This window comes from Rhizobium sp. F40D2 (genome assembly GCF_051810745.2).
Lineage (GTDB): Bacteria > Pseudomonadota > Alphaproteobacteria > Rhizobiales > Rhizobiaceae > Rhizobium.
Genome location: NZ_CM131436.1, coordinates 638,263 through 658,291 on the forward strand (window position 1 = coordinate 638,263; position 20,029 = coordinate 658,291).

22 protein-coding genes are annotated in these 20,029 nt (G+C 61.6%); 11 read left to right on the plus strand and 11 right to left on the minus strand.

The annotated features are described in order from the left end of the window. Positions 1-218 precede the first annotated feature (218 nt). The gene (locus ACS4RS_RS03160; RefSeq protein WP_439008755.1) at positions 219-1,202 is read right to left on the minus strand and encodes a bifunctional riboflavin kinase/FAD synthetase; all 984 of its coding nucleotides are present in this window, start codon (positions 1,200-1,202) and stop codon (positions 219-221) included. A gap of 14 nt (positions 1,203-1,216) precedes the next feature. Then, positions 1,217-2,065: a TIGR01459 family HAD-type hydrolase gene (locus ACS4RS_RS03165; RefSeq protein ID WP_439008754.1), complete on the minus strand. Its 849-nt coding sequence runs from the start codon at positions 2,063-2,065 to the stop codon at positions 1,217-1,219. A gap of 284 nt (positions 2,066-2,349) precedes the next feature. Between ACS4RS_RS03165 and groES the strand changes: the two genes are divergently transcribed. The 3 genes from groES (at position 2,350) to ACS4RS_RS03180 (ending at position 5,376) form a co-directional block, all read left to right on the plus strand. Then, on the plus strand, positions 2,350-2,646 hold the full coding sequence (groES, locus tag ACS4RS_RS03170; RefSeq protein ID WP_003545797.1) for a co-chaperone GroES: 297 nt from the start codon (positions 2,350-2,352) through the stop codon (positions 2,644-2,646). A 70-nt stretch (positions 2,647-2,716) separates the two neighbouring features. Next, positions 2,717-4,357 carry a chaperonin GroEL gene (gene groL / locus ACS4RS_RS03175; protein WP_097623993.1) on the plus strand — a complete coding sequence of 547 codons (1,641 nt, stop codon included), beginning with the start codon at positions 2,717-2,719 and terminating at the stop codon, positions 4,355-4,357. A 572-nt stretch (positions 4,358-4,929) separates the two neighbouring features. After that, entirely contained in the window at positions 4,930-5,376 is a 447-nt protein-coding gene (locus tag ACS4RS_RS03180; protein ID WP_449313870.1) for a hypothetical protein, read from the plus strand. A gap of 62 nt (positions 5,377-5,438) precedes the next feature. Here the strand turns inward: ACS4RS_RS03180 and ACS4RS_RS03185 are convergent, their stop codons facing one another. After that, positions 5,439-6,149 carry a glutathione binding-like protein gene (locus ACS4RS_RS03185; RefSeq protein ID WP_439008751.1) on the minus strand — a complete coding sequence of 237 codons (711 nt, stop codon included), beginning with the start codon at positions 6,147-6,149 and terminating at the stop codon, positions 5,439-5,441. A 212-nt stretch (positions 6,150-6,361) separates the two neighbouring features. On the opposite strand from ACS4RS_RS03185, the gene ACS4RS_RS03190 reads away from it, so the two are divergent. Continuing rightward, positions 6,362-6,775: a DoxX family protein gene (locus tag ACS4RS_RS03190; RefSeq protein WP_012556712.1), complete on the plus strand. Its 414-nt coding sequence runs from the start codon at positions 6,362-6,364 to the stop codon at positions 6,773-6,775. An 81-nt stretch (positions 6,776-6,856) separates the two neighbouring features. Here the strand turns inward: ACS4RS_RS03190 and hisG are convergent, their stop codons facing one another. The 3 genes from hisG to hisS form a co-directional block, all read right to left on the minus strand. Beyond that, positions 6,857-7,552: an ATP phosphoribosyltransferase gene (gene hisG / locus ACS4RS_RS03195; protein WP_054181414.1), complete on the minus strand. Its 696-nt coding sequence runs from the start codon at positions 7,550-7,552 to the stop codon at positions 6,857-6,859. Further along, complete coding sequence (locus tag ACS4RS_RS03200; protein WP_439008750.1) at positions 7,549-8,670, minus strand: ATP phosphoribosyltransferase regulatory subunit; 1,122 nt, start codon at positions 8,668-8,670, stop codon at positions 7,549-7,551. The genes hisG and ACS4RS_RS03200 overlap by 4 nt, the downstream gene beginning before the upstream one ends. Positions 8,671-8,843: 173 nt before the next feature. Further along, the gene (gene hisS, locus ACS4RS_RS03205; protein WP_439008749.1) at positions 8,844-10,367 is read right to left on the minus strand and encodes a histidine--tRNA ligase; all 1,524 of its coding nucleotides are present in this window, start codon (positions 10,365-10,367) and stop codon (positions 8,844-8,846) included. A gap of 134 nt (positions 10,368-10,501) precedes the next feature. On the opposite strand from hisS, the gene ACS4RS_RS03210 reads away from it, so the two are divergent. The 3 genes from ACS4RS_RS03210 to copM all read left to right on the plus strand — a co-directional run bounded on the left by ACS4RS_RS03210 (position 10,502) and on the right by copM (position 12,114). Next, positions 10,502-11,257, plus strand: coding sequence for a hypothetical protein (locus tag ACS4RS_RS03210; protein ID WP_439008748.1), 756 nt, complete (start codon positions 10,502-10,504; stop codon positions 11,255-11,257). 59 nt (positions 11,258-11,316) lie between these two features. Beyond that, positions 11,317-11,685: a hypothetical protein gene (locus tag ACS4RS_RS03215; RefSeq protein ID WP_439008747.1), complete on the plus strand. Its 369-nt coding sequence runs from the start codon at positions 11,317-11,319 to the stop codon at positions 11,683-11,685. A 69-nt stretch (positions 11,686-11,754) separates the two neighbouring features. Then, complete coding sequence (copM, locus tag ACS4RS_RS03220) at positions 11,755-12,114, plus strand: CopM family metallochaperone (protein ID WP_439008746.1); 360 nt, start codon at positions 11,755-11,757, stop codon at positions 12,112-12,114. Positions 12,115-12,175: 61 nt separating this feature from the next. Here copM and ACS4RS_RS03225 read toward each other — a convergent pair whose 3' ends face one another. Further along, positions 12,176-13,225 (minus strand): aldo/keto reductase, encoded by a 1,050-nt coding sequence (locus ACS4RS_RS03225; RefSeq protein WP_439008745.1) that lies wholly within the window; start codon positions 13,223-13,225, stop codon positions 12,176-12,178. Positions 13,226-13,586: 361 nt separating this feature from the next. On the opposite strand from ACS4RS_RS03225, the gene ACS4RS_RS03230 reads away from it, so the two are divergent. Continuing rightward, a complete protein-coding gene (locus tag ACS4RS_RS03230; protein WP_439008744.1) occupies positions 13,587-14,291 on the plus strand; it encodes an HAD family hydrolase in 705 nt (234 codons plus the stop codon). 15 nt (positions 14,292-14,306) lie between these two features. Here the strand turns inward: ACS4RS_RS03230 and ACS4RS_RS03235 are convergent, their stop codons facing one another. Together ACS4RS_RS03235 and ACS4RS_RS03240 are read right to left on the minus strand one after the other, a co-directional pair. Then, entirely contained in the window at positions 14,307-14,816 is a 510-nt protein-coding gene (locus ACS4RS_RS03235) for a hypothetical protein (protein ID WP_439008743.1), read from the minus strand. After that, positions 14,813-15,442, minus strand: coding sequence for a DNA-3-methyladenine glycosylase I (locus tag ACS4RS_RS03240; RefSeq protein ID WP_439008742.1), 630 nt, complete (start codon positions 15,440-15,442; stop codon positions 14,813-14,815). Before ACS4RS_RS03240 ends, ACS4RS_RS03235 begins: the two co-directional genes overlap by 4 nt. A gap of 261 nt (positions 15,443-15,703) precedes the next feature. On the opposite strand from ACS4RS_RS03240, the gene ACS4RS_RS03245 reads away from it, so the two are divergent. From ACS4RS_RS03245 to ACS4RS_RS03255, 3 genes are all read left to right on the plus strand, one after another. Then, positions 15,704-16,453, plus strand: a complete 750-nt coding sequence (locus ACS4RS_RS03245) for a L,D-transpeptidase family protein (protein WP_439008741.1) — start codon at positions 15,704-15,706, stop codon at positions 16,451-16,453. A 137-nt stretch (positions 16,454-16,590) separates the two neighbouring features. Beyond that, entirely contained in the window at positions 16,591-17,277 is a 687-nt protein-coding gene (locus ACS4RS_RS03250) for a L,D-transpeptidase family protein (RefSeq protein WP_439008739.1), read from the plus strand. 124 nt (positions 17,278-17,401) lie between these two features. Further along, positions 17,402-18,076 carry an outer membrane beta-barrel protein gene (locus ACS4RS_RS03255; protein ID WP_439008738.1) on the plus strand — a complete coding sequence of 225 codons (675 nt, stop codon included), beginning with the start codon at positions 17,402-17,404 and terminating at the stop codon, positions 18,074-18,076. Between the two features lie 98 nt (positions 18,077-18,174). Here ACS4RS_RS03255 and ACS4RS_RS03260 read toward each other — a convergent pair whose 3' ends face one another. Continuing rightward, positions 18,175-18,615 carry a hypothetical protein gene (locus ACS4RS_RS03260; protein WP_449313871.1) on the minus strand — a complete coding sequence of 147 codons (441 nt, stop codon included), beginning with the start codon at positions 18,613-18,615 and terminating at the stop codon, positions 18,175-18,177. 39 nt (positions 18,616-18,654) lie between these two features. Beyond that, positions 18,655-19,965 carry a glycolate oxidase subunit GlcF gene (glcF, locus tag ACS4RS_RS03265; RefSeq protein ID WP_439008737.1) on the minus strand — a complete coding sequence of 437 codons (1,311 nt, stop codon included), beginning with the start codon at positions 19,963-19,965 and terminating at the stop codon, positions 18,655-18,657. Positions 19,966-20,029: the final 64 nt, after the last annotated feature.

Sequence of the window (20,029 nt, forward strand, 5' to 3'; positions counted from 1 at the left end):
TCATATCCAAGCGCCAAAAACCCGGACCTCCCGGCCGCTTAGCGCGCGCGGAAGGCCGGGCCGATAATTCGCATCGTCATCGCCAGCCGAAATTTCGTCATAGCGCCGGTTCATAGGCGTTTTTGCCTGGAAAAGGAAGAGCAGAATTCGCGCTATGCGATCCCCGGTCGCGAGCGAAATTTTGTTTGCAATTGAATAATCCCGTAACCAGCGAGGCCTCAGGAGAAACAAAGCTTCCGGTCGAGTTCGCCCAGAGGTTGGACGCCCGACAGCAGCGCCCTCGCCTCCTCCTCATCGCGCTTGATCTGGGCGACCAGCGGATCGAGGCCGTCGAATTTCAGTTCGGGTCTCAGATAGCCGAAGAAGGAGACGGCGCAGCGCTGGCCGTAGAGATCGCCGCTGAAGTCGAAAAGATAGGTTTCGAGCAGCGGCGCGCCGTTTTCCGTCACCGTCGGGCGGCGGCCGTAGCTCGCGACGGCGTCGTGGAGCGTGCCGTCCTGGCGGCGGAAGCGGACGGCGTAGATGCCGGCGGCAAGCTCCACCTCCGGCGGCAGGCGCATGTTGGCGGTGGGAAAACCGAGCTGGCGGCCGAGCTTTTCGCCGTCGATCACCTCGGCCTCGACCGTATAACGGTAGCCCAGCATACCGGCGACTTCGCTGACGCTGCCTTCCCTCAAAAGCGCGCGGATATGGCTCGAAGAGACGACATCGGCGTTTTCATCGCGGAAGGCATCGATCAGGGTAACGCCGAAGCCATAGGTCTGGCCGGCATTCATCAGAAAGGCCGGACCGCCCTCGCGGCCGCGGCCGAAATGGAAATCGAAGCCGGTGACGACTTCCGAGGCGCCGAGCCAATCCTTGAGGATCGAATGGATGAAATCATCGGCCGAGCGCTGCGAGAACTCGTAATCGAAGGGATATTCGATCACCGCGTTGAACCCCAGCGTTTCCAGGATGCGGGCCTTCAGCGGCGCGGGCGTCAGGCGGAAGACCGGGGTCTCGGGCCGGAAGACCGTGCGCGGATGCGGCTCGAACGTCAGCACCAAAGCCGGGATGCCGCGCGCCTTTGCGATTTCGAGCGCGCGGTTGAGCACCGACTGGTGGCCGCGGTGCACGCCGTCGAAATTGCCGATGGCAATGACGCCGCCCTTGAGGTGGGCGGGCAAGGGTTCCCGGGTTTCATTGCGGTGGAAGACGGTCATCGGCTGGCTTCTCTTTATGCAAGGCGTGGCATCCACCACTTCGGCGCGGCTTTTTCCCGATCGAGATAGGCGTTGAGGATCGCCTCGTCGGTTTCGCCGTTCAAGGTGTATTCCCGGGCGTGTATACCGCCGCTGATGTAGAGAAGGTCGAGGCCGTAATTCAAGGCGCCGCGCACATCGGTCGGCATGCCGTCGCCGATTGCCAGCACGCGCTCGACAGGGAAATCGCCGCGAAGCTCGCGGGCAGCGGCCAGCGTCGCCTCATAGATCGGCCGGTGCGGTTTTCCGGCGATGCGGGTGCTGCCGCCAAGCTGCTCGTAATAGGCGGCCATAGCGCCGGCGCAGGGGATGATGCGATGGCCGCGCTCGACCACGAGGTCGGGATTGGCGCAGATCATCGGCACCTCGCGGGATTTGAATTCCAGAAGCATGTCGGTGTAATCCTCCGGCTTCTGCGTCTCGTCGTCGAAAAAGCCGGTGCAAACGAGGGATTGCGCTTCGCCCGCCGGCCGGCGCTCGATGTCGAGGCCGTCGAGCAGCGGGCTGTCACGTTCGGGACCGAGCAGAAAGACCGTCTTTGGCCCTTCGGCGATCAGCCGGCGCGTGACGTCGCCTGAGGTGACGATCCGGTCATAGGCGCCGTCGGGAACGCCGATCTGGCGCAACTGCTCGACCACCTGCCAGGAAAGGCGCGGCGAATTGGTGATGAGGACGACGGCGACGCCGCCGGCGCGGGCCGCTTCAAGGGCAGCGGCCGCCTTCGGAAACGGATCGACGCCATTGTGAACGACGCCCCAGACATCGCAGAGCACCACGTCATAGTGCGCTGTGATATCAGAGAAGTTTTCTATCCGCCTGGCCATTCCGATTTCCCGATTTGCTTCAGTCACCGGTGACATTGCAAAGGCGCAAGGCGATGGCAAGGAATTTTCTTTGTCCTTCGCGCAGCGTGCCGGTTTCGGCGGCAATCTCTGCAATTCTTCGGCCTCTTCACAATTCCGGCACAAAAATTCGTGATTGCTCTCATTGACTCCTCTCGGAGCCATCCCTAAATGCTCGTCGCTAGCACTCACCGCAAGGGAGTGCTAACATTCATCCATGTGGGCCGCTCCGGTCCGCGAATGTCATTCGATCGAGGGATTAGACAATGGCAAGCACCAACTTCCGCCCCCTTCACGACCGCGTCGTTGTTCGCCGCGTTGAGTCCGAAGCCAAGACCAAGGGTGGGATCATCATTCCCGATACCGCCAAGGAAAAGCCGCAGGAAGGCGAAATCGTCGCCGTCGGTTCCGGCGCTCGTGACGAGTCCGGCAAGGTCGTCGCACTCGACGTCAAGGCTGGCGACCGCATCCTGTTCGGCAAGTGGTCCGGCACTGAAGTCAAGATCGACGGCGAAGACCTTCTGATCATGAAGGAAGCCGACATTATGGGCATCATCGGCTGATCAGCCGCTGGCCTTTCCGACCTAGCCGACGGGTCTAGAACCCGGACACTCGAATTGAGGAGTTTCAATCATGGCATCTAAAGAAATCAAGTTTGGTCGTACCGCGCGCGAAAAGATGCTGCGTGGCGTCGACATCCTCGCCGATGCAGTCAAGGTAACGCTCGGCCCGAAGGGCCGTAACGTCATCATCGACAAGTCCTTCGGCGCTCCGCGCATCACCAAGGACGGCGTTTCCGTCGCCAAGGAAATCGAACTCGAAGACAAGTTCGAAAACATGGGCGCCCAGATGGTCCGCGAAGTTGCTTCGAAGACCAACGACATCGCCGGCGACGGCACCACGACTGCAACCGTTCTTGCCCAGGCGATCGTTCGTGAAGGCAACAAGGCCGTTGCAGCCGGCATGAACCCGATGGACCTGAAGCGCGGGATCGACCTCGCAGTTGCCGACGTCGTGAAGGATCTCCAGGCCAAGGCCAAGAAGATCTCCACCTCTGAGGAAGTTGCACAGGTCGGCACTATCTCGGCAAACGGCGACAAGCAGGTCGGTCTTGACATTGCCGAAGCCATGCAGAAGGTCGGCAACGAAGGCGTCATCACGGTTGAAGAAGCCAAGACCGCCGAAACCGAACTCGAAGTCGTCGAAGGCATGCAGTTCGACCGCGGCTACCTCAGCCCCTACTTCGTGACCAACCCGGAAAAGATGATCGCCGACCTCGAAGACGTCTTCATTCTCCTTCACGAGAAGAAGCTCTCGAACCTGCAGTCGATGCTTCCGGTTCTCGAAGCTGTCGTCCAGACCGGCAAGCCGCTCCTGATCATCGCTGAAGACGTCGAAGGCGAAGCTCTTGCGACGCTCGTCGTCAACAAGCTGCGCGGCGGCCTCAAGATCGCTGCCGTCAAGGCGCCGGGCTTCGGCGACCGCCGCAAGGCCATGCTCGAAGACATCGCGATCCTGACCGGCGGCACCGTGATCTCCGAAGACCTCGGCATCAAGCTGGAATCCGTCACGCTCGACATGCTCGGCCGTGCCAAGAAGGTTTCGATCTCCAAGGAAAACACCACGATCGTCGACGGTTCGGGCGCCAAGTCCGACATCGAAGGCCGTGTTGCCCAGATCAAGGCCCAGATCGAAGAAACCACCTCCGACTACGACCGCGAGAAGCTGCAGGAACGCCTTGCCAAGCTCGCTGGCGGCGTTGCCGTCATCCGCGTCGGCGGCTCGACGGAAGTCGAAGTGAAGGAAAAGAAGGACCGCATCGACGACGCGCTCAACGCGACGCGCGCTGCCGTTCAGGAAGGCATCGTCCCCGGCGGCGGTATCGCTCTCCTGCGCTCCTCCACGAAGATCACCGTCAAGGGTGCAAACGACGACCAGGAAGCCGGCATCAACATCGTTCGCCGCGCCCTGCAGTCGCTCGTTCGTCAGATCGCTGAAAACGCAGGCGACGAAGCCTCGATCGTTGTCGGCAAGGTCCTCGACAAGAATGAAGACAACTACGGCTACAACGCCCAGACGTCCGAATTCGGCGACATGATCTCCATGGGTATCGTCGACCCGCTCAAGGTCGTTCGTACCGCGCTGCAGAACGCTGCTTCTGTCGCATCGCTGCTGATCACCACCGAAGCCATGATCGCCGAACTGCCGAAGAAGGATGCCCCTGCCGGCATGCCTGGCGGCATGGGCGGAATGGGCGGAATGGACATGATGTGATAGGCGAAAGCCTTCACTGACACATTCCGGCATCCGGAACTGGAAGGGCGGCCCTCGGGTCGCCCTTTTCTTTTGCGCCCGTTTTCTTGCCTCCGGCGATTCGGTCCGTTGCGCGCAATTTTATGGCGCATCGTCCTCTCCTGCCCCGGAAGCTTGCGCGAAGCTTGTCTTGCCGCGGTTTTTCACGCCGCCGGTCTCGGCGTGGGATTGCGGTGTTGGGGCACCATTTCTCACCTCATATCGAGTGGAACCGCATCCAAAACGCGCAAAATTGACGTTTCTGCGCTGCTTCCCGCTAGATGACGCGAGGATGCCGGCATTCCAGGAAAAACTCCGATCCGAACACCCCTTAAAAAGCCGTTGCCGTTTGTTCAAAAGCTCCTATAAATCCGCGCTGCAATTGAAGCGCGCCCAACAACGGGCGCAGAGCGACGATCTTTGACGTTCCGCGGGCCCACGACCCGGGCAAGATCGCCGGTAAAAGCACGGGCATCATGCCCGCTGTTGCGTGATCCTGTTTTTGTTTTTACCGAGCGTGCGGCAGAGGAGCTGCATCCGAACGGGGGAACGCCTTGTTTAAGATCGCCAAAGCCAATGCAGCCGTACCTTTGACACCCGGCTCGCTTGAGCACCACAATCAAAATGACGAGATGGTGGCTCAGTTTTCGATTTCCGAGGCCTGGACCGGAGATTTGTCGAGCGGCATGCTCCGCCTCGGCGAATGGAGCGCGATGCTGCACGGCCTCTCCGCGCGAGACTGCGGGCTCTTGAGCCTGATCCGCTGCTACGACAGCAAGGACCGCGGCCACATCCTGGCGCTGTTCGAGCAGGCGGCGACGCTCTGCTCTTCCTTCTGTTTTTCGACGACGATCGTCATGCCGAACGGCTTGCGCCAGCCGCTCTTCTGCATGGGCGAGTCGAACGGGCTCGAGGAAAAATACAGCGGCAGCATGGTCGGCGTCTTTATCTTTCCGCGCTTCAAGCTCGAAGGCGCAAGGCAGATCTCAAGTCCGCGATAAGACCACCAATGCAGAGCAAAAAGGCCGTCCCCGAGGGCGGCCTTATTGTTTTCCGGCAGTCCCTACTCCGGCTTGACCGGGATGTTCAGCCCCTTCTCGCTGGCCGGTCGGGCGATGCAGCGCTGCAGCCAGTCCATGACGGCGGGGAAAGTCGCATAGTCGAGAACCTCGCGGCCGCCATAGAAGATATCGGCGCCGCGAACCCAGGTGAAGGTGGTGATGTCGGCGATCGTATACTGATCGCCCATGATCCACTGCCGATCCTTCAGCCGGCCTTCGAGCACGCCGAGCAGCCGCTTGGATTCATCGCGGTAGCGCTCCACCGGATAGGAATTGTTGGCAACCTTGTCGGCGGCGAATTTGTGGAAATGGCCGAACTGGCCGAGCATCGGGCCGATGCCGGCCATCTGGAAAAACACCCACTGAATGCATTCGTAGCGGCCGGCGGCCTCCTCAGGGATAAGCTTGCCGGTCTTTTCCGCGAGATAAAGCAGGATGGCGCCGGATTCGAAAAGGCCGATCGGTTTACCATCAGGCCCGTTCGGATCGATGATCGCCGGGATGCGGCCGTTCGGGTTGAGGGATTCGAATTCGGGCGACTTCTGCTCGTTGGCGGCGAAGGAAATATAATGCGGCTCATAGGCGAGCCCGAGCTCTTCGAGGGCGACTGATACCTTCACCCCATTCGGGGTCTGCAAGGAATAGAGCTGGATGATGTCGGAATTTTTCGCCGGCCAGCGCTTCGTGATCGGAAATGCGGACAGATCTGCCATCGGATTCTCCTTGTTGGGCGCCGACAATAAGAGACCGGGCGCGGCAAAGGCAAGCAGCCGGCCGCAGGAGATCGTTCCACATTATTGAACGAACTGTCCCCATCCGTTTATCTTTCCATAACGAAGGAAAAAGGCGACATAGGAGGCATCCGAGGTCCACACGGTGCGGGGGCACCAAGATCTCCAGAGTCATTCAAACGGAGACAGCATCCATGTCGAACGCCATTATCCTCATTGCCCGCATTCTTCTGTCTTTTATGTTCGTCCTTTCCGGCTTCATGAAGCTAACCGATCCTGCCGGTACTGCGGGCATGATCGCCGGTGCCGGCCTGCCGGCAGCAACCCTGTTGGCCTATGTCGCAGGCCTTTTCGAACTACTCGCCGGCCTTGCCGTTCTCACAGGCTTCCAGGTCCGCATTGCCGGTTGGCTGCTCGCGGGCTTCTGTGTCTTCACGGCCGTTGCCTTCCATCTGCCGTACGCAAGTGGCGCGGAGCTCGTGAATATTCTCAACCAGATCATGGTCATGAAGAACATCACGCTTGCCGGCGCGTACATATTGCTCGCCACCGTCGGTGCCGGTGCCTATTCGATTGACGCCCGCCGCGGCGCCTATGCGGCTGCCTGATCCAACAGACATCCTCCCAGACATGCAGAACCCGCCGTCATTGAATTGACGGCGGGTTTTCTTATGCATTGATGGCTAGGATCAGAGGGCGGCGCGCACCGCGTCGATGATCGCCTGCACGACCGGCGCATCAACGTGGCTCTCCTTGCGGGCGCGCACCAGGCAGGCCTGCGAATGCAGGATGACGCCGTCCTGGAGCACCTTCAGGTGGTTGGCACGCAGCGTCGAGCCGGTGGAGGTGATATCGACGATGATATCGGCCGAGCCGGAGGCGGGAGCGCCCTCGGTGGCGCCGAGGCTTTCGACGATGCGATAGAGCTGGATGCCGTGCTGGCTCGAAAAGAACTGCTGGGTCAGCCGCCAGTATTTGGTGGCGATGGCCAGGCGCCTGGAGTGGCGGGCGCGGAAATCGGCGGCGACATCGCCGAGATCGGCCATGGTTTCGACATCCAGCCAGATCTCCGGCACGGCGACGACGACGTCGGCATGGCCGAAGCCGAGGCGGGCGCAGAATTCGACGCGCTTATCCACCTCGGAAAAACCTTCCCGCATCAGATCCTCGCCGGTGACGCCGAAATCGACGGTGCCATTACCGAGTTCGCGGGAGATTTCGGAGGCAGAGAGGAAGGCGACCTCGACATCGTCCCAGCCTTCGACGCGGCCGCGATAGGAGCGGTCGTTGCCGACAGCCGTGATCGGCATGCCGGCCCGCTCGAAGATCGCCGAAGCGTCGTCCTTCATCCGGCCCTTGGAGGGAAGCGCGATGGTGATGGTCATACGGCTGCCCTTTCGGTTTCGATGCGGTCGAGCCAGAATGAGAAGCCGACAGCCGGAATCCGATCCGTCGCGCCGAGGAAAGTCAGGAGTTTATCGAAACGGCCACCGCCGGCCAGAACCGCCGCCGACCCCTCCACCGTCACCTCGAAGACGAGGCCAGTGTAATAGTCGAGCGGCCGTCCAAAGGCGGCGCGATAGTCGAGGCAGGAAAGATCGACGCCGGCATCGGCAAGGGCGGCGACCCGGCCGTTGAAGCGGGAAAGCGCATTGCCGAGTTTCAGGCCGGCAGCATCGGCAAAACCGGCCAGCGCCGCGGACGCATTGACGAGTGGCACGTCGAGCGACAGGAACTCTTCCAGCACATGGAAAGCCGCGTCGTCGAGGCGCGTTTCAGAGAGGATGAGCTTTTCCTTGAGCCGCCGGGCAATCTCCAGCGGCGAGCGGCCGGCATTGGCCGAATAGCCCGTCGCCTGCATTTCCTGCTCGAGATGGGAGACCAGCGCCTGCTCGTCGCCTGATGCGACAAGCTTGGCGATATCGTCATCCAGTCCGGTGACGAATTGCGGGCTGACGAGGCCGGCCAGCAGCGCTTCGAGTTGCGCCATATTGCCGAAGGCATGGATCAGCCGTTTCTGCCAGCCGAGCGGCAGGCCGAGCGCCTGGACGACGGCCTCGAACACCGCCTGGTCGCCCAGCGTCACCGACAGCCGCCGACCCGGCAGCAGACGGGCGAGAATGCCGGTGGCATCGCCGATCGCGCGGGCGTCGGCGCTCGGTATGCTGATATCGCCGAGATCCTCGATGCCGGCCTGGTAGAATTCGTTGGCGCCGTCGCGGCGCTGGCGGAACACCTCGCCGAGATAGGCGTAGCGCTTCGGCGTGCCGGTCGCCGTCTCGATGTGGCGCAGACAGACGGGGATGGTGAATTCCGGACGCAGGCAAAGGCTGGCGCCGATCTCACTCTCCGTCATGAAGATGCGGCGGCGCAGATCCTCGCCGGCAATGTCGAGGAAAGGCTCGGCCGGCTGAATGACAGGCGTATCGATGCGCTCGGCCTTGCGAGCGTCGAACTCGGCCAGAAGATCGTTGGCAAATTCGGGGAGGTTGATCAGGGGCATCGTGTCGCTCCCGGAAAAAGTCCCCTCCCCACCCCCTCCCCACAAGGGGAGGGACCAACTCGCGGCGATCGTCGAAGCAAATCGAGAGGACCGTCGATGAAGCGAATGTTGCGTTGGGCACAGCGGCGCCACTGAAAGCCCCTGCCCCTTGTGGGGAGGGGTTGGGGAGGGGTTTACTGCGCATTGCCAGCCCTCGTCCGATCCTCCGCCTGCGCCGCAAGGATCTCCCTCACCTTGGTGACGAGGTCGGCTTCCGGCACCGTCTCCTGCGCCACGCGGGCTTCGCGCCAGCTGGCATTGTCCTCGATCTCGCCGGAGAGCCGCTTGCCCTCGATCAGATCCTTGATCTGCACGACGCCGGTTGCGCGCTCGTCGCCACCCTGAATGATGGCGACGGGGCAGCCGCGGCGGTCGGCATATTTCAGCTGGTTGCCGAATTTCTTCCAGTTGCCCTGGAACATCTCGGCGCGGATGCCGGCGGCGCGCAGCTGCTGCGTCATCTTCTGATAGCGGCCCATCGCCTCGACATCGCCGTCCATGACGGTCACCAGCACCGGCTCGATCACGTCGCTGGCACCGAGCTTGCCGAGGTTCTTCAGCGCCGTCATCAGCCTGGAGACGCCGATCGAAAAGCCGGTAGCCGGCACCGGCTGGCCCATGAAGCGGGAAACCAGGCCATCATAACGGCCGCCGCCGCCGACCGAACCGAAGACGACCTTTTCGCCCTTCTCGTTGGTGACGTCGAAGCTCAGTTCGGCCTCATAGACCGGGCCGGTATAATATTCGAGGCCACGCACGACGGAGGGATCGATCTTGATGCGGTCGGAGCCGTAGCCGGCGCTCGCAACCAGCGCACCGATGAAGTTCAGTTCCTCGACGCCTTCGGCGCCCTTCGAGGTTCCGGCCACGAGTTCGGCCAGGCGCGAAGCGCTTTCTGCATAGTCCTTGATGCCGACGAAGAACAGCACCTTGTCGATCTGCGCCCGGTCGAGCCCGGCGCCCTTGGTGAAGTCGCCGGATTCATCCTTACGGCCGGGGCCGAGTAGCAGGGCCACGCCCTCCGGGCCGAACTTGTCGAGCTTGTCGATGGCGCGCAGCACGTTGAGGCGCTGGCCGGCCTTGTCGTCGCCGCCGAGACCGATCGCCTCGAGCACGCCGTCCAGGACCTTGCGGTTGTTGACGCGGATGACGTAGTCGCCGCGCTTGATGCCGAGGGCTTCCAGCGTATCGGCCATCATCATGCACATTTCGGCATCGGCCTGGACGCCCGGCGCACCGACGGTATCGGCATCGAACTGCATGAACTGGCGGAAGCGGCCGGGGCCCGGCTTCTCGTTGCGGAAGACGTAACCGGCGCGGTAGGTGCGGTAGGGAAGCTGGATCTCGTTGAAATTCTCGGCGACATGACGGGCAAGCGGCGCCGTCAGGTCGTAACGCAGCGACATCCATTGCTCGTCGTCGTCCTGCAGCGAGAAGACGCCCTCGTTCGGCCGGTCGCTGTCGGGCAGGAACTTGCCGAGCGCATCGGTATATTCGAACTGCGGCGTTTCTAGCGGGTCGAAACCATAATGCTCATAGACTTCCCGGATCTTTGCCGTCATCTCGTTGACGGCGCGGATATCGCCGGCCGTCCGGTCGACGAAGCCACGCGGCAGGCGGGCCTTGAGCTTTTGCGGTTTCTTCTGCTTGTCGTTCATTTCCGGGAATTCCGCTGACTGTGACAGTGGCGGTTTCCTAGCGGATTGGGCGGGGAGCGGCAAGGGCGAAGGGTCTTGATGCCGCACGCAGAATCGATTGAAGCAGAGGCGTCCATCAGAATGCGGATATGTTCATGATCACCGAGACGCTTCTCTATGCCGCGACATGGCCGCTCACCAGCAAGCCGCATCGAAACTTCATCCGCTATTCCGTCAATCTCTGGTCGCGAGCCGGGCGCTGCGCTCGGGATTGGGCCGAACATGAGACGATGAGCCGGAATGCGATCCGCGCGGCGACGGCCGATCTCCGGCAGAAACGGACCGCAGTCGTGCTCGGCTCCGGCCTGTTGCGCGACGTGCCGATCGACGAACTGGCAGGCGCGTTCGATACCGTCGTTCTGGTCGATCTCGTTCATCTGGCCTCGGTGCGCCTGTGGCTTGCGGCCAAGGGCTATCGCAATGTCAGGCTGATTGAGCGCGATCTCTCCGGCTATGACGATCTCGCCGCCGGCAGAGTGCCCGACCCCCTCGGTTTCCTACGCTCGGTGCCCTATCTCGACTTCGTGGTTTCGGCCAATCTGCTGTCGCAGATCGGCCGCGGCGTCAAACGGCGCTGCGAGGCCGAGGCCGGCCACATGCCTGAAGATACGGTGGAAAGGCTGATTGCGGCGCACCTGGCCGGGCTTTCGGGGCTCTCCTGCCGCCATTGCCTGGTGAGCGACATCGCCTATGCCGTCATCGACCGCAACGGCAAGACACATGAAGACGCCGACCTGCTGCACGGCGTCCCGCCGCCGCCGTCGAAAGCAGCCTGGATATGGCCGGTGGCGCCGCTCGGCGAAGAGAGCCGGGATAACCGGATCGAGCACAAGGTGATTGCCGCCTGGTGAGACACGAGTCCGTGACCGACGGCTTGGATTGCCGCCGGCATTCGCCTATATGGAACACCATGCGCACGCTCGCTCTCATCATCATGGTTCTCGGTTGGCTGGTCTACAGCGCCATGGCCGCATGGGCGGCCTGTCCGGCCTGCGCGTCGATGAATGCGCCAGTCGCCGTCGAAAACGGCAGCATGCACCACGAGATGGCTGGCATGAAGATGCCCGAGGGAACAAGCCATGCCGCTGCCTTGAAAGACCCCTGTAGCGGCGGCGACGCTGCGCATATGCCGCTTTGCGCCGCCTGTCTTCTGCTGCCGCCGACGGTGACGGTCATGGATGGCGGAAAATCCGTTCTCGGCTATCCCGCCCCGGCGCTTGCCCGCGCCCTGGATGACAAGAGGCCTGCTCCGCAGGCTCCCCCTCCCCGACTGTCCTGATTTCAATCCATGCCAATCAGGCGGCCCGCTGCCTGAAAGTCCTATTGTCAGACAGAGGAAGGAACTCTCATGTCTTTGAAAATCATCACGCTTACCGCAATGCTCGCCATCGTAGCCGCCCCCACCCTTGCCGAAGACATGTCCATGGACATGAGCAAACCGATGGGCAGTCACGATCCGGCAAGCCAGGCCTTCAGCGAGGCGAACGCCAAGATGCATAAGGATATGGCGATCGAGTATAGCGGCAATTCGGATGTGGATTTCGTCCGCGGCATGATCCCGCACCATCAGGGCGCGATCGACATGGCGAAGATCGAACTCCAATACGGCAAGGATGCCGAAATCCGCAAACTCGCCGAAGGCGTGATCAAGGCGCAGGAAGCCGAGATCGCCGAGATGAACGCCTGGCTCAAGGCCCACGGCAAATAATCGATCATTGGAAAAAAGAACGCCGGAGATGTCCGGCGTTCCCTCATTGCTGAATTCTCTATCAGTCCTTCGGCTCGAAATCCGCCGGCCGGCGGCCGGCGCCCTGTCGCGACAGCATCCAACCCGGATATTCGGGGGCAAGCGCGCTCACTTCGTCGAGCTTCGTCATATCGTCGGCATCGAGCTTCAGCTTGACGGCGGCCAGGTTCTGGTCGAGCTGGTCGACATGCTTGGCGCCGATGATAACCGTGGTGACGAAAGGCTTGGCGAGGATATAGGCGAGCGCCACGGTGGCGACGCTGACGCCGTGCTTTTCGGCGACCTCGCGCATGACGGCGACGCAGGCCCAGGCCTTGTCCTTGTCTACGGGCGGGAAGTCGAAACTGGCGCGGCGGCCCTCGCCGTTGCCGGGCGCGCCGGGACCGTATTTGCCCGACAGGAGACCGCCGGCGAGCGGCGACCAGACCATCAGGCCGAGCTTCTCCTCCCGCATCATCGGCACGATGTCGCGTTCGAGGTCGCGGCCGGCAATGGAATAATAGGCCTGCACCGTCTCGAAACGGGCAAAGCCGCGGCGTTCGGAGAGGCCGAGCGCCTTGGAAATACGCCAGGCCTGCCAGTTAGAGACGCCGATATAGCGCACGAGGCCGCGGGAAACGAGATCGTCGAAGGCGCGCAGCGTCTCCTCGATCGGCGTCACCGTATCGGTCGCGTGGATCTGATAGAGGTCGATATGATCGGTCTGCAGGCGCTTGAGGCTCGCCTCGACCGAATCCATGATGTGGCCGCGCGAGGCGCCGCGGTCGTTCGGCTTGTCACCCATGACGCCATAGACCTTGGTGGCGATGACGACGTCCTTGCGAGGCACGTCGAGGTTCTTCAGCGCCTGGCCGAGCAGCCTTTCGGACTCGCCGGCGGAGTAGACATCGGCGGTGTCGATGAAATTGACGCCAGATGCAAGCGAGCGCTCGACGATCCGGTCGGCGGCATTCTGGTCGACATCGGCGATGGCGCCCCACATGGTGCCCTGTTTGGCTTCGCCGAAGGTCATGGTGCCCAGGCAGATTTCCGAGACGAAAAGTCCCGTATTTCCAAGTTGATTGTAACGCATGGTCGAAAAAATCCTTTGTGTCTGCCGCAAAAGGGGCTTGCGGACCGCTGAACTTCATTTTTTGATTATTGGCCTGCGCGCGTGACAGGCACAGCCCTGGCTGGCTGCAAGGTGAGGCGATTTTCATGTAGAGCGGCGGCGAGGCTTTTCAACGCCGCGCCCTTGTCTCAACAGCCCATGTCTCGACACAGCCCTTGTCTCGACACAGGCGAGCGATAGATTGCCGGTGATATTTCAAGAATAGGATGATTTTAGCTCGGGTCGTTTTAAAATCTGAATCCTGTTCTCAATTATAGAGTTAGAGCATGATGTTGTCCGGAAAGCGCTCACACTTTTCGGCATCATGCTCAAAGGTACGCATATGACGACGCGACCACTGACTACGATCGGCTTCGATGCAGACGACACACTCTGGCAGAACGAACAATATTACCGGCTGACGGAAGCGCATTTCACCGGGCTTCTTGCCGATTTCGCCGAAGGACCGAAGATCTCCGAGCGGCTGCTGGAGGCCGAGAAGCGCAACCTTCGCCATTACGGCTTCGGCATCAAGGGTTTTACGCTGTCGATGATCGAGACGGCGATCGAGATCACCGAAGGCAAGGTTCCCGCCGGCGTGATCGCCAAGATCCTCGATACCGGCCGCGATCTTCTTTCCCATCCGGTCGAGACCATGCCGCATGTGCGCGACACGCTGGAAGCGCTTTCCGGCAAATATCTGCTTGTGATGATCACCAAGGGCGATCTGTTCGACCAGGAGCGCAAGCTGGCCCAGTCCGGGCTCGGCGACTTCTTCGATGCCGTCGAAATCGTCTCCGACAAGACGGCCGTCACCTATCGCCGCATCTTCGCGAAGGTCGGCGATGGGCCGGAACGGGCGATGATGGTCGGCAATTCGCTGAAATCGGACATCGTGCCGGCGATCGCCGCCGGCAGCTACGGCGTCTTCGTGCCGCACGAACTTACCTGGGTGCTGGAGCATGTGGACGAGCCGACGGAGGCGCCGCGTTTCCGCAAGATCGGCCATCTCGGCGAATTGGGCGACCTGATCGACCGGCTAGCTTGAGGTCGGACGCCCGCCTTATTGCTGTTTGGCGGGCGCCTTCGGGAACAGCGACGGGCGCTCCGGCTCGGCGGGCGGCTGCGGCTGTTTCGGGGCAGCGGCCAAAGGCTCGATCAGGATGCTGAAGGGGGCGCCGAGGCCGCGGCGCGGCGACACCTTGGAATAATAGGGACGCAGCAGCCAGGTGGTGTTTTCCTTGACCGTCGTCTCGAAGCTCATGCCGTCCTCGTCGGTGCCGAAGAAGGCCTCGTCATCCGGTTTCGACAGGTCGAAGATCGCCAGGAAGGCGAATTTGCTCTTGGTGGCAAAGTCGATCTTCATGTGCTGGCCGGCGCGCACCGGCAACGTGTAGACATGGCCGTTGCCGAACTTCGTCCAGCCCTTGAGCTGCATAGTGACGGCCGGGAATTGCAGCTTCTCCAGCTTTTCGCCGGGATCGAGCTGCGGCGTCTGCGCCAGAGCTGGGACCGTCAGGAGAAGGAGGGCAGCGGCGGCGATCAATATTCTCACGGATGCATCTTCTTTCATGGTCGGACCAAAACGGGGCGCATCGCCTCGACCTCGGGCCGGCAGAAACAGCCCTCCAGATGATCGTTGACGAGACCCATCGCCTGCATGAAAGCATAAACTGTGGTCGGGCCGACAAAGGTCCAGCCGCGTTTCTTCAGATCCTTGGAAATGATCGTCGAGGTCGGCGTCGTCGGATTGGCGACGATATGCTCACGGTCGACCACTCCAGGCCTTTCGTTATGGCCCGGTTCGTAACGCCAGAAATAATGGGCGAGCGAACCGAATTCGTCTCTCAGCGCGATGGCGCGCCTGGCATTGTTGATGGTCGAGACGATCTTGCCGCGATGGCGGATGATGCCGGCATCGGCAAGGCAGCGCGTGACGTCCTCGTCGCCGAAGAGCGCGACCTTTTCGAAATCGAAACCGGAAAAGGCGGCGCGAAAATTCTCGCGCTTGCGCAGGATGGTCAGCCAGGAAAGACCGGACTGGAAGCCTTCGAGGCAGATCTTCTCGAAGAGGCGGATATCATCAGTGACCGGGCGCCCCCATTCCTCGTCATGATAGCGGAGATAATCCGGCAGATTGGCGTGCCAGTGGCAGCGGCTCCTGCCGTCCTCGCCGATGATGATGCCTGTCTCGCTCATGTCCGCTTCATTCCCGGGTCCGTCTGATCGCCGGTCCGCTTGGCTTTCCGGTCATGATTCCGGCTTTACCATTTGCAAACCGTCTTTCCAAACCGAACGGTAACCCTGACGAAAAGTTTATCCGGCCGATCGGGTTTTCATGAATCGATCTTTACCATTCGCTGGCGGATTGGGTGGCAGCGTCTTTCCCGGGCGGAACATCTCCGCCCGGGCGGAGGTCTCCGCCAGCGCATTTTCGGCCATTTGTAGAGAGTCCGTCCGATGATGAAACAGCTTGTTCTTGCCGCAGCCCTCTTCGGCATGTGCTCCGCGGCCGCCCTTGCAGACGACCGCTACGCCACCCGTCCGCCGGTCGTGCTCAGTCCCGATCTGACGGCGCCTTGGATCAATCAGCTCGGCGGCGGCACGGTTCGTCCCGTCGTCTATCAGCGGCCAGTCGTCCGGCAGCAGCAGCGCGGCCTTTTCCAGCGCCGAGTGCTGCGCCAGGCGCCGCAAGTCGCACCGCAGACCGTTTCGGCGATCAACCCGGGCATACCGTCGATCCGTCATCCGATCGAGCCGCAATTTCTGCCGCAGATGGTCGATTACGACACTGAGGAAAAACCCGGCACGATCGTCATCGATACCAACAACCGCTTCCTCTATCTGGTGATGGACGGCGGCAAGGCGCGGCGTTACGGCGTCGGCGTCGGCAAGCCGGGCTTCGAATGGGCCGGCGCCCACAAGATCACCCGCAAGCAGGAATGGCCGGACTGGACGCCGCCTTCCGAAATGATCAGCCGTGAAGCCGCCAAAGGCCACTACCTGCCGGCGCGTATGGATGGCGGCGCGGAAAACCCGCTCGGCGCCCGCGCCATGTATCTCGGCTCGACGCTTTACCGCATCCACGGCACCAACGCGCCCTGGTCGATCGGCAGCGCCGTCTCCTCCGGTTGCATCCGCCTTCGCAACGAAGATGTCGTCGATCTCTATGACCGCGTCCGCGTCGGAACCCGCGTCGTCGTCATGTAACGACACAGGCAATATATCTTGGAGGCCGCAAGAACAGGCGGCTTCCTTTCCCGAAATTGCTTTATCCGGCCGGGCCGATCTTGAATCGGGCAGAAGTTCATGTAGCTTCAGGCGGATTTGCTTGAGGGGAATCGATCATGATCAAATTGATGCCAGGTCTGGCCGCAGCCGGACTTGTCCTATCCTTGATGTCTACATCCGCCTTTGCCGCGCCTGCCGGCTCCGACAACACACCGCGCCCGGCGCAAGTCGTGCGTGTGGCGCAGATGCCGAAATATGTGAAGCCGCAGTTCAAGCGCAAGAAGGTGCGGCTGGTGACGACGGAGGCCGCCGGCACCGTGATCATCGATACCAACAACAAATATCTCTATCTCGTCGAAGGCAACAACCGGGCCACCCGATACGGCATCGGCGTCGGCCGCGACGGTTTCGGCTGGTCGGGTGTCGTCAAGATCGGCCGCAAGGCCGAATGGCCGGGCTGGACGCCGCCGGCCGAGATGCGCCGCCGCGAAGCCGCCAAGGGCCACATCATTCCCGCTTTCCAGGAAGGGGGCGAGGACAATCCGCTCGGCGCGCGCGCCATGTATCTCTATCAGGGCGGCCGCGACACGATCTTCCGCATCCACGGCACCAACCAGCCCTGGACGATCGGCCTCAACATGTCTTCCGGCTGCATCCGGATGATGAACGAAGATGTGACGCATCTCTATGATCGCGCCCCTGTCGGCACCAAGGTGATCGTCATCGGCCCCGGCAACAAGCAGGGCAATGTCGCGTTCGAGGACCGGGGCATCGACGTGCTGCGGACGATGTTCGGCGGCTGAGCAACACTCACGAAAAAAACGAAGGGCGCTTTCGGATGCGCCTTTTGTTTTGCTTGGACATTGCGGCGCAAAGCTGGCACATCTGCCGCAAAGTCGACTTATTTTACAATATCGGGGCTATTCAATGACATACGCGCTGCGTTCCTCAGCTTCTCTGCTCGCGGGCATTGCGTTTTTCACGATCTGTTCGGCGGCCTCCGCCTCGGCGGAAGACCTGCAATTCTCTATCTATGGCGGCTACCAGACGGCACCGCATAGCGGCGTCGATCTTTCCGACGGCACGCATTTCACCGCCGGCTGGGAAGGCAAGTCCTTCGGCAGCCCGCCTTACTACGGCGGCCGCGTCACCTGGTGGCTCGAGAATTTCAACAAGCCGAACTGGGGTATTTCGCTCGACTATACCCATGACAAGGTCTATGCCGACGACGATACGCTGGCCAAAACCGGCTGGTCGCATTTCGAATTCACCGACGGCCTGAACCTGCTGACGGTCAACGGGCTCTATCGCTTCCAGGATCCGGCCCGCCGCTGGACGCCGTATCTCGGTGCCGGTGTCGGCGTGAACATTCCGCATGTCGAAGTGATTCGTCCCGAAGGCAAGACCTGGGCTTATGAATTCGGCGGCGTGACGCTGCAGGCCCAGGCCGGCGTCGACTTCAAGGTGACCGATCGCTGGTCGACCTTTGTCGAATACAAGGGCACCTATTCGCGTATCGACGTTCCGATCGACAGCGGCGTGGACCTGAAGACCAACATCTTCACCAATGCCGTCAACGTCGGCGTCTCGTTCCACTGGTAATTAAATCATTAGAGCGGTCCAGCTTTTGGGACCGCTCTATTTTTTGCTAGGGCGCAATTCCGGACGGAAAACCGCTTCGCACTTTTCCTGAAATTGCTTTATTTCGTGCCGCAGCTGACCTTGCCTTCGACGGCATAGGGTTTTTCGCCGCCTTCGATCGTCAGGGAATAGGTGCCGCTGAAATTTGCCGCCGCCTTGCCGCGTTCGCCGGCAACCACGACCAGATCCAGCGTTGCTCCGCCGGTGTCATCTTCACCGCCGTCGAAGACCTCCATCAGCAGATCGCCATCGCGCGACCAATGGTTGGTCAGATGCTGCGATTCGAAAACGCGCTTTCCAAACACGGTCGATTGGGCCGGGTCCTTGACAACAAGCGCGCCGCGGAAATGGTTGAGCTTGTGGCCGGCTTGGCTTTCGAAACCGCTTTCCAGCGTGAACCGCGCGTCCTTGTCATCGGCGGAACAGAAAAAACGGCTGTCGGCATGGGCGGCGCCCACCGCACCGAGCAATCCCGCAAATACGATCATTCCCCGCCACATCGTCTAAACTCCCGAGACCGGCCCGACAGGCCTTTCACGTCAGCCTAAGGGCAAACCTGTTAATTTTTCCGGCACAGTGCCGCCATAGGCCCAATCGAGCAGCTCGACCGTATGCAGGATCGGCATGCCGGTACCGGTGGCGATCTGGGTGATGCAGCCGATATTGCCGGTGGCGATGATGTCGGCCTTGGTGGCCTCGATGTTTTTGACCTTGCGTGCCTTCAGCGCGGCCGAGATTTCCGGCTGCATGATGTTGTAGGTGCCGGCCGAACCGCAGCAGAGATGGCCTTCGGCGGGATCGCGCACCGTAAAACCTGCCGCTTTCAGCAACTGCTTCGGAGCAAGCGTGATGCGCTGGCCATGCTGCATGGAACAGGCCGAGTGATAGGCGATCGTGATGCCCTTCGGCGTGTGCGCCGGTAGATCGAGGGTTGCGAGATATTCGGTGATGTCTTTGGCGAGGCCAGAGACCCTCGCCGCCTTTGCGGCATAGGCGGGATCGAGGCGCAGCATATGGCCGTAATCCTTGATCGTCGTGCCGCAGCCCGAAGCGGTGATGATGATCGCGTCGAGCCCCTGCCCGTCGATCTCGCGCGTCCAGAGATCGACATTGGTCCGCGCACTGGCGAGCGCCTGTTCGGCGCGGCCCATGTGATGAACCAGCGAGCCGCAGCAGACCTCGCCTTCCGGCAGTACCACCTCGACGCCGAGCCGGGTCAGCAGCCGGATCGCCGCCGCGTTGATACCAGGATCGAGCACCGGCTGGGCGCAACCGGAAAGCATCGCCACCCGGCCGCGCCGTTCTGTTTCGGGCAGATAGCTGCCGGGTTTCGCGAAATCTGAAGCGGCGGGGATGCGGCGCGGCGCAAGCGCCAGCATGGCGGCAAAGGGTTTCAGCGCGGCCCCTCGCATCAGCCCGGCAAAGGGCCGGCCGAGGCGGGCGAGATTGAGCGCCAGGCGGAAACGGCCGGGATAGGGCAGCACGGCGGCAAGGACCGCCCGCGTCAGCCGGTTCATCAACGGGCGCCTGTAGGTCTTTTCGATATGGGCGCGGGCGTGATCGACCAGATGCATGTAGTCGACGCCGGAGGGACAGGTGGTGACGCAGGCAAGGCAGGAGAGACAGCGGTCGATATGGGTGACGACCTCGGCATCGGCCGGTCGGCCGTTTTCCAGCATGTCCTTGATCAGGTAGATGCGGCCGCGCGGACTGTCGAGCTCATTGCCGAGTGTCACATAGGTGGGACAGGTGGCCGTACAGAAGCCGCAATGGACACATTTGCGCAGAATCTGCTCGGATTCGGCGACATCTGGATCGGCGAGTTGGGCGGGGGTGAAGTTGGTTTGCATCACGCAATCTCCAACCGGATTTCATAGCGTTGGAGCGAAGCGCCAGATGCTTGCTCCCGCTTCT

Coding starts and splice junctions, on each gene's coding strand:
- ACS4RS_RS03160 (WP_439008755.1), bottom strand. CDS start 1,202: ATGACCGTCTTCCACCGCAATGAAACCCGGGAACCCTTGCCCGCCCAC.
- ACS4RS_RS03165 (WP_439008754.1), bottom strand. CDS start 2,065: ATGGCCAGGCGGATAGAAAACTTCTCTGATATCACAGCGCACTATGAC.
- groES (WP_003545797.1), top strand. CDS start 2,350: ATGGCAAGCACCAACTTCCGCCCCCTTCACGACCGCGTCGTTGTTCGC.
- groL (WP_097623993.1), top strand. CDS start 2,717: ATGGCATCTAAAGAAATCAAGTTTGGTCGTACCGCGCGCGAAAAGATG.
- ACS4RS_RS03185 (WP_439008751.1), bottom strand. CDS start 6,149: ATGGCAGATCTGTCCGCATTTCCGATCACGAAGCGCTGGCCGGCGAAA.
- ACS4RS_RS03190 (WP_012556712.1), top strand. CDS start 6,362: ATGTCGAACGCCATTATCCTCATTGCCCGCATTCTTCTGTCTTTTATG.
- hisG (WP_054181414.1), bottom strand. CDS start 7,552: ATGACCATCACCATCGCGCTTCCCTCCAAGGGCCGGATGAAGGACGAC.
- ACS4RS_RS03200 (WP_439008750.1), bottom strand. CDS start 8,670: ATGCCCCTGATCAACCTCCCCGAATTTGCCAACGATCTTCTGGCCGAG.
- hisS (WP_439008749.1), bottom strand. CDS start 10,367: ATGAACGACAAGCAGAAGAAACCGCAAAAGCTCAAGGCCCGCCTGCCG.
- ACS4RS_RS03210 (WP_439008748.1), top strand. CDS start 10,502: ATGATCACCGAGACGCTTCTCTATGCCGCGACATGGCCGCTCACCAGC.
- ACS4RS_RS03215 (WP_439008747.1), top strand. CDS start 11,317: ATGCGCACGCTCGCTCTCATCATCATGGTTCTCGGTTGGCTGGTCTAC.
- copM (WP_439008746.1), top strand. CDS start 11,755: ATGTCTTTGAAAATCATCACGCTTACCGCAATGCTCGCCATCGTAGCC.
- ACS4RS_RS03225 (WP_439008745.1), bottom strand. CDS start 13,225: ATGCGTTACAATCAACTTGGAAATACGGGACTTTTCGTCTCGGAAATC.
- ACS4RS_RS03230 (WP_439008744.1), top strand. CDS start 13,587: ATGACGACGCGACCACTGACTACGATCGGCTTCGATGCAGACGACACA.
- ACS4RS_RS03235 (WP_439008743.1), bottom strand. CDS start 14,816: ATGAAAGAAGATGCATCCGTGAGAATATTGATCGCCGCCGCTGCCCTC.
- ACS4RS_RS03240 (WP_439008742.1), bottom strand. CDS start 15,442: ATGAGCGAGACAGGCATCATCATCGGCGAGGACGGCAGGAGCCGCTGC.
- ACS4RS_RS03245 (WP_439008741.1), top strand. CDS start 15,704: ATGATGAAACAGCTTGTTCTTGCCGCAGCCCTCTTCGGCATGTGCTCC.
- ACS4RS_RS03250 (WP_439008739.1), top strand. CDS start 16,591: ATGATCAAATTGATGCCAGGTCTGGCCGCAGCCGGACTTGTCCTATCC.
- ACS4RS_RS03255 (WP_439008738.1), top strand. CDS start 17,402: ATGACATACGCGCTGCGTTCCTCAGCTTCTCTGCTCGCGGGCATTGCG.
- ACS4RS_RS03260 (WP_449313871.1), bottom strand. CDS start 18,615: ATGTGGCGGGGAATGATCGTATTTGCGGGATTGCTCGGTGCGGTGGGC.
- glcF (WP_439008737.1), bottom strand. CDS start 19,965: ATGCAAACCAACTTCACCCCCGCCCAACTCGCCGATCCAGATGTCGCC.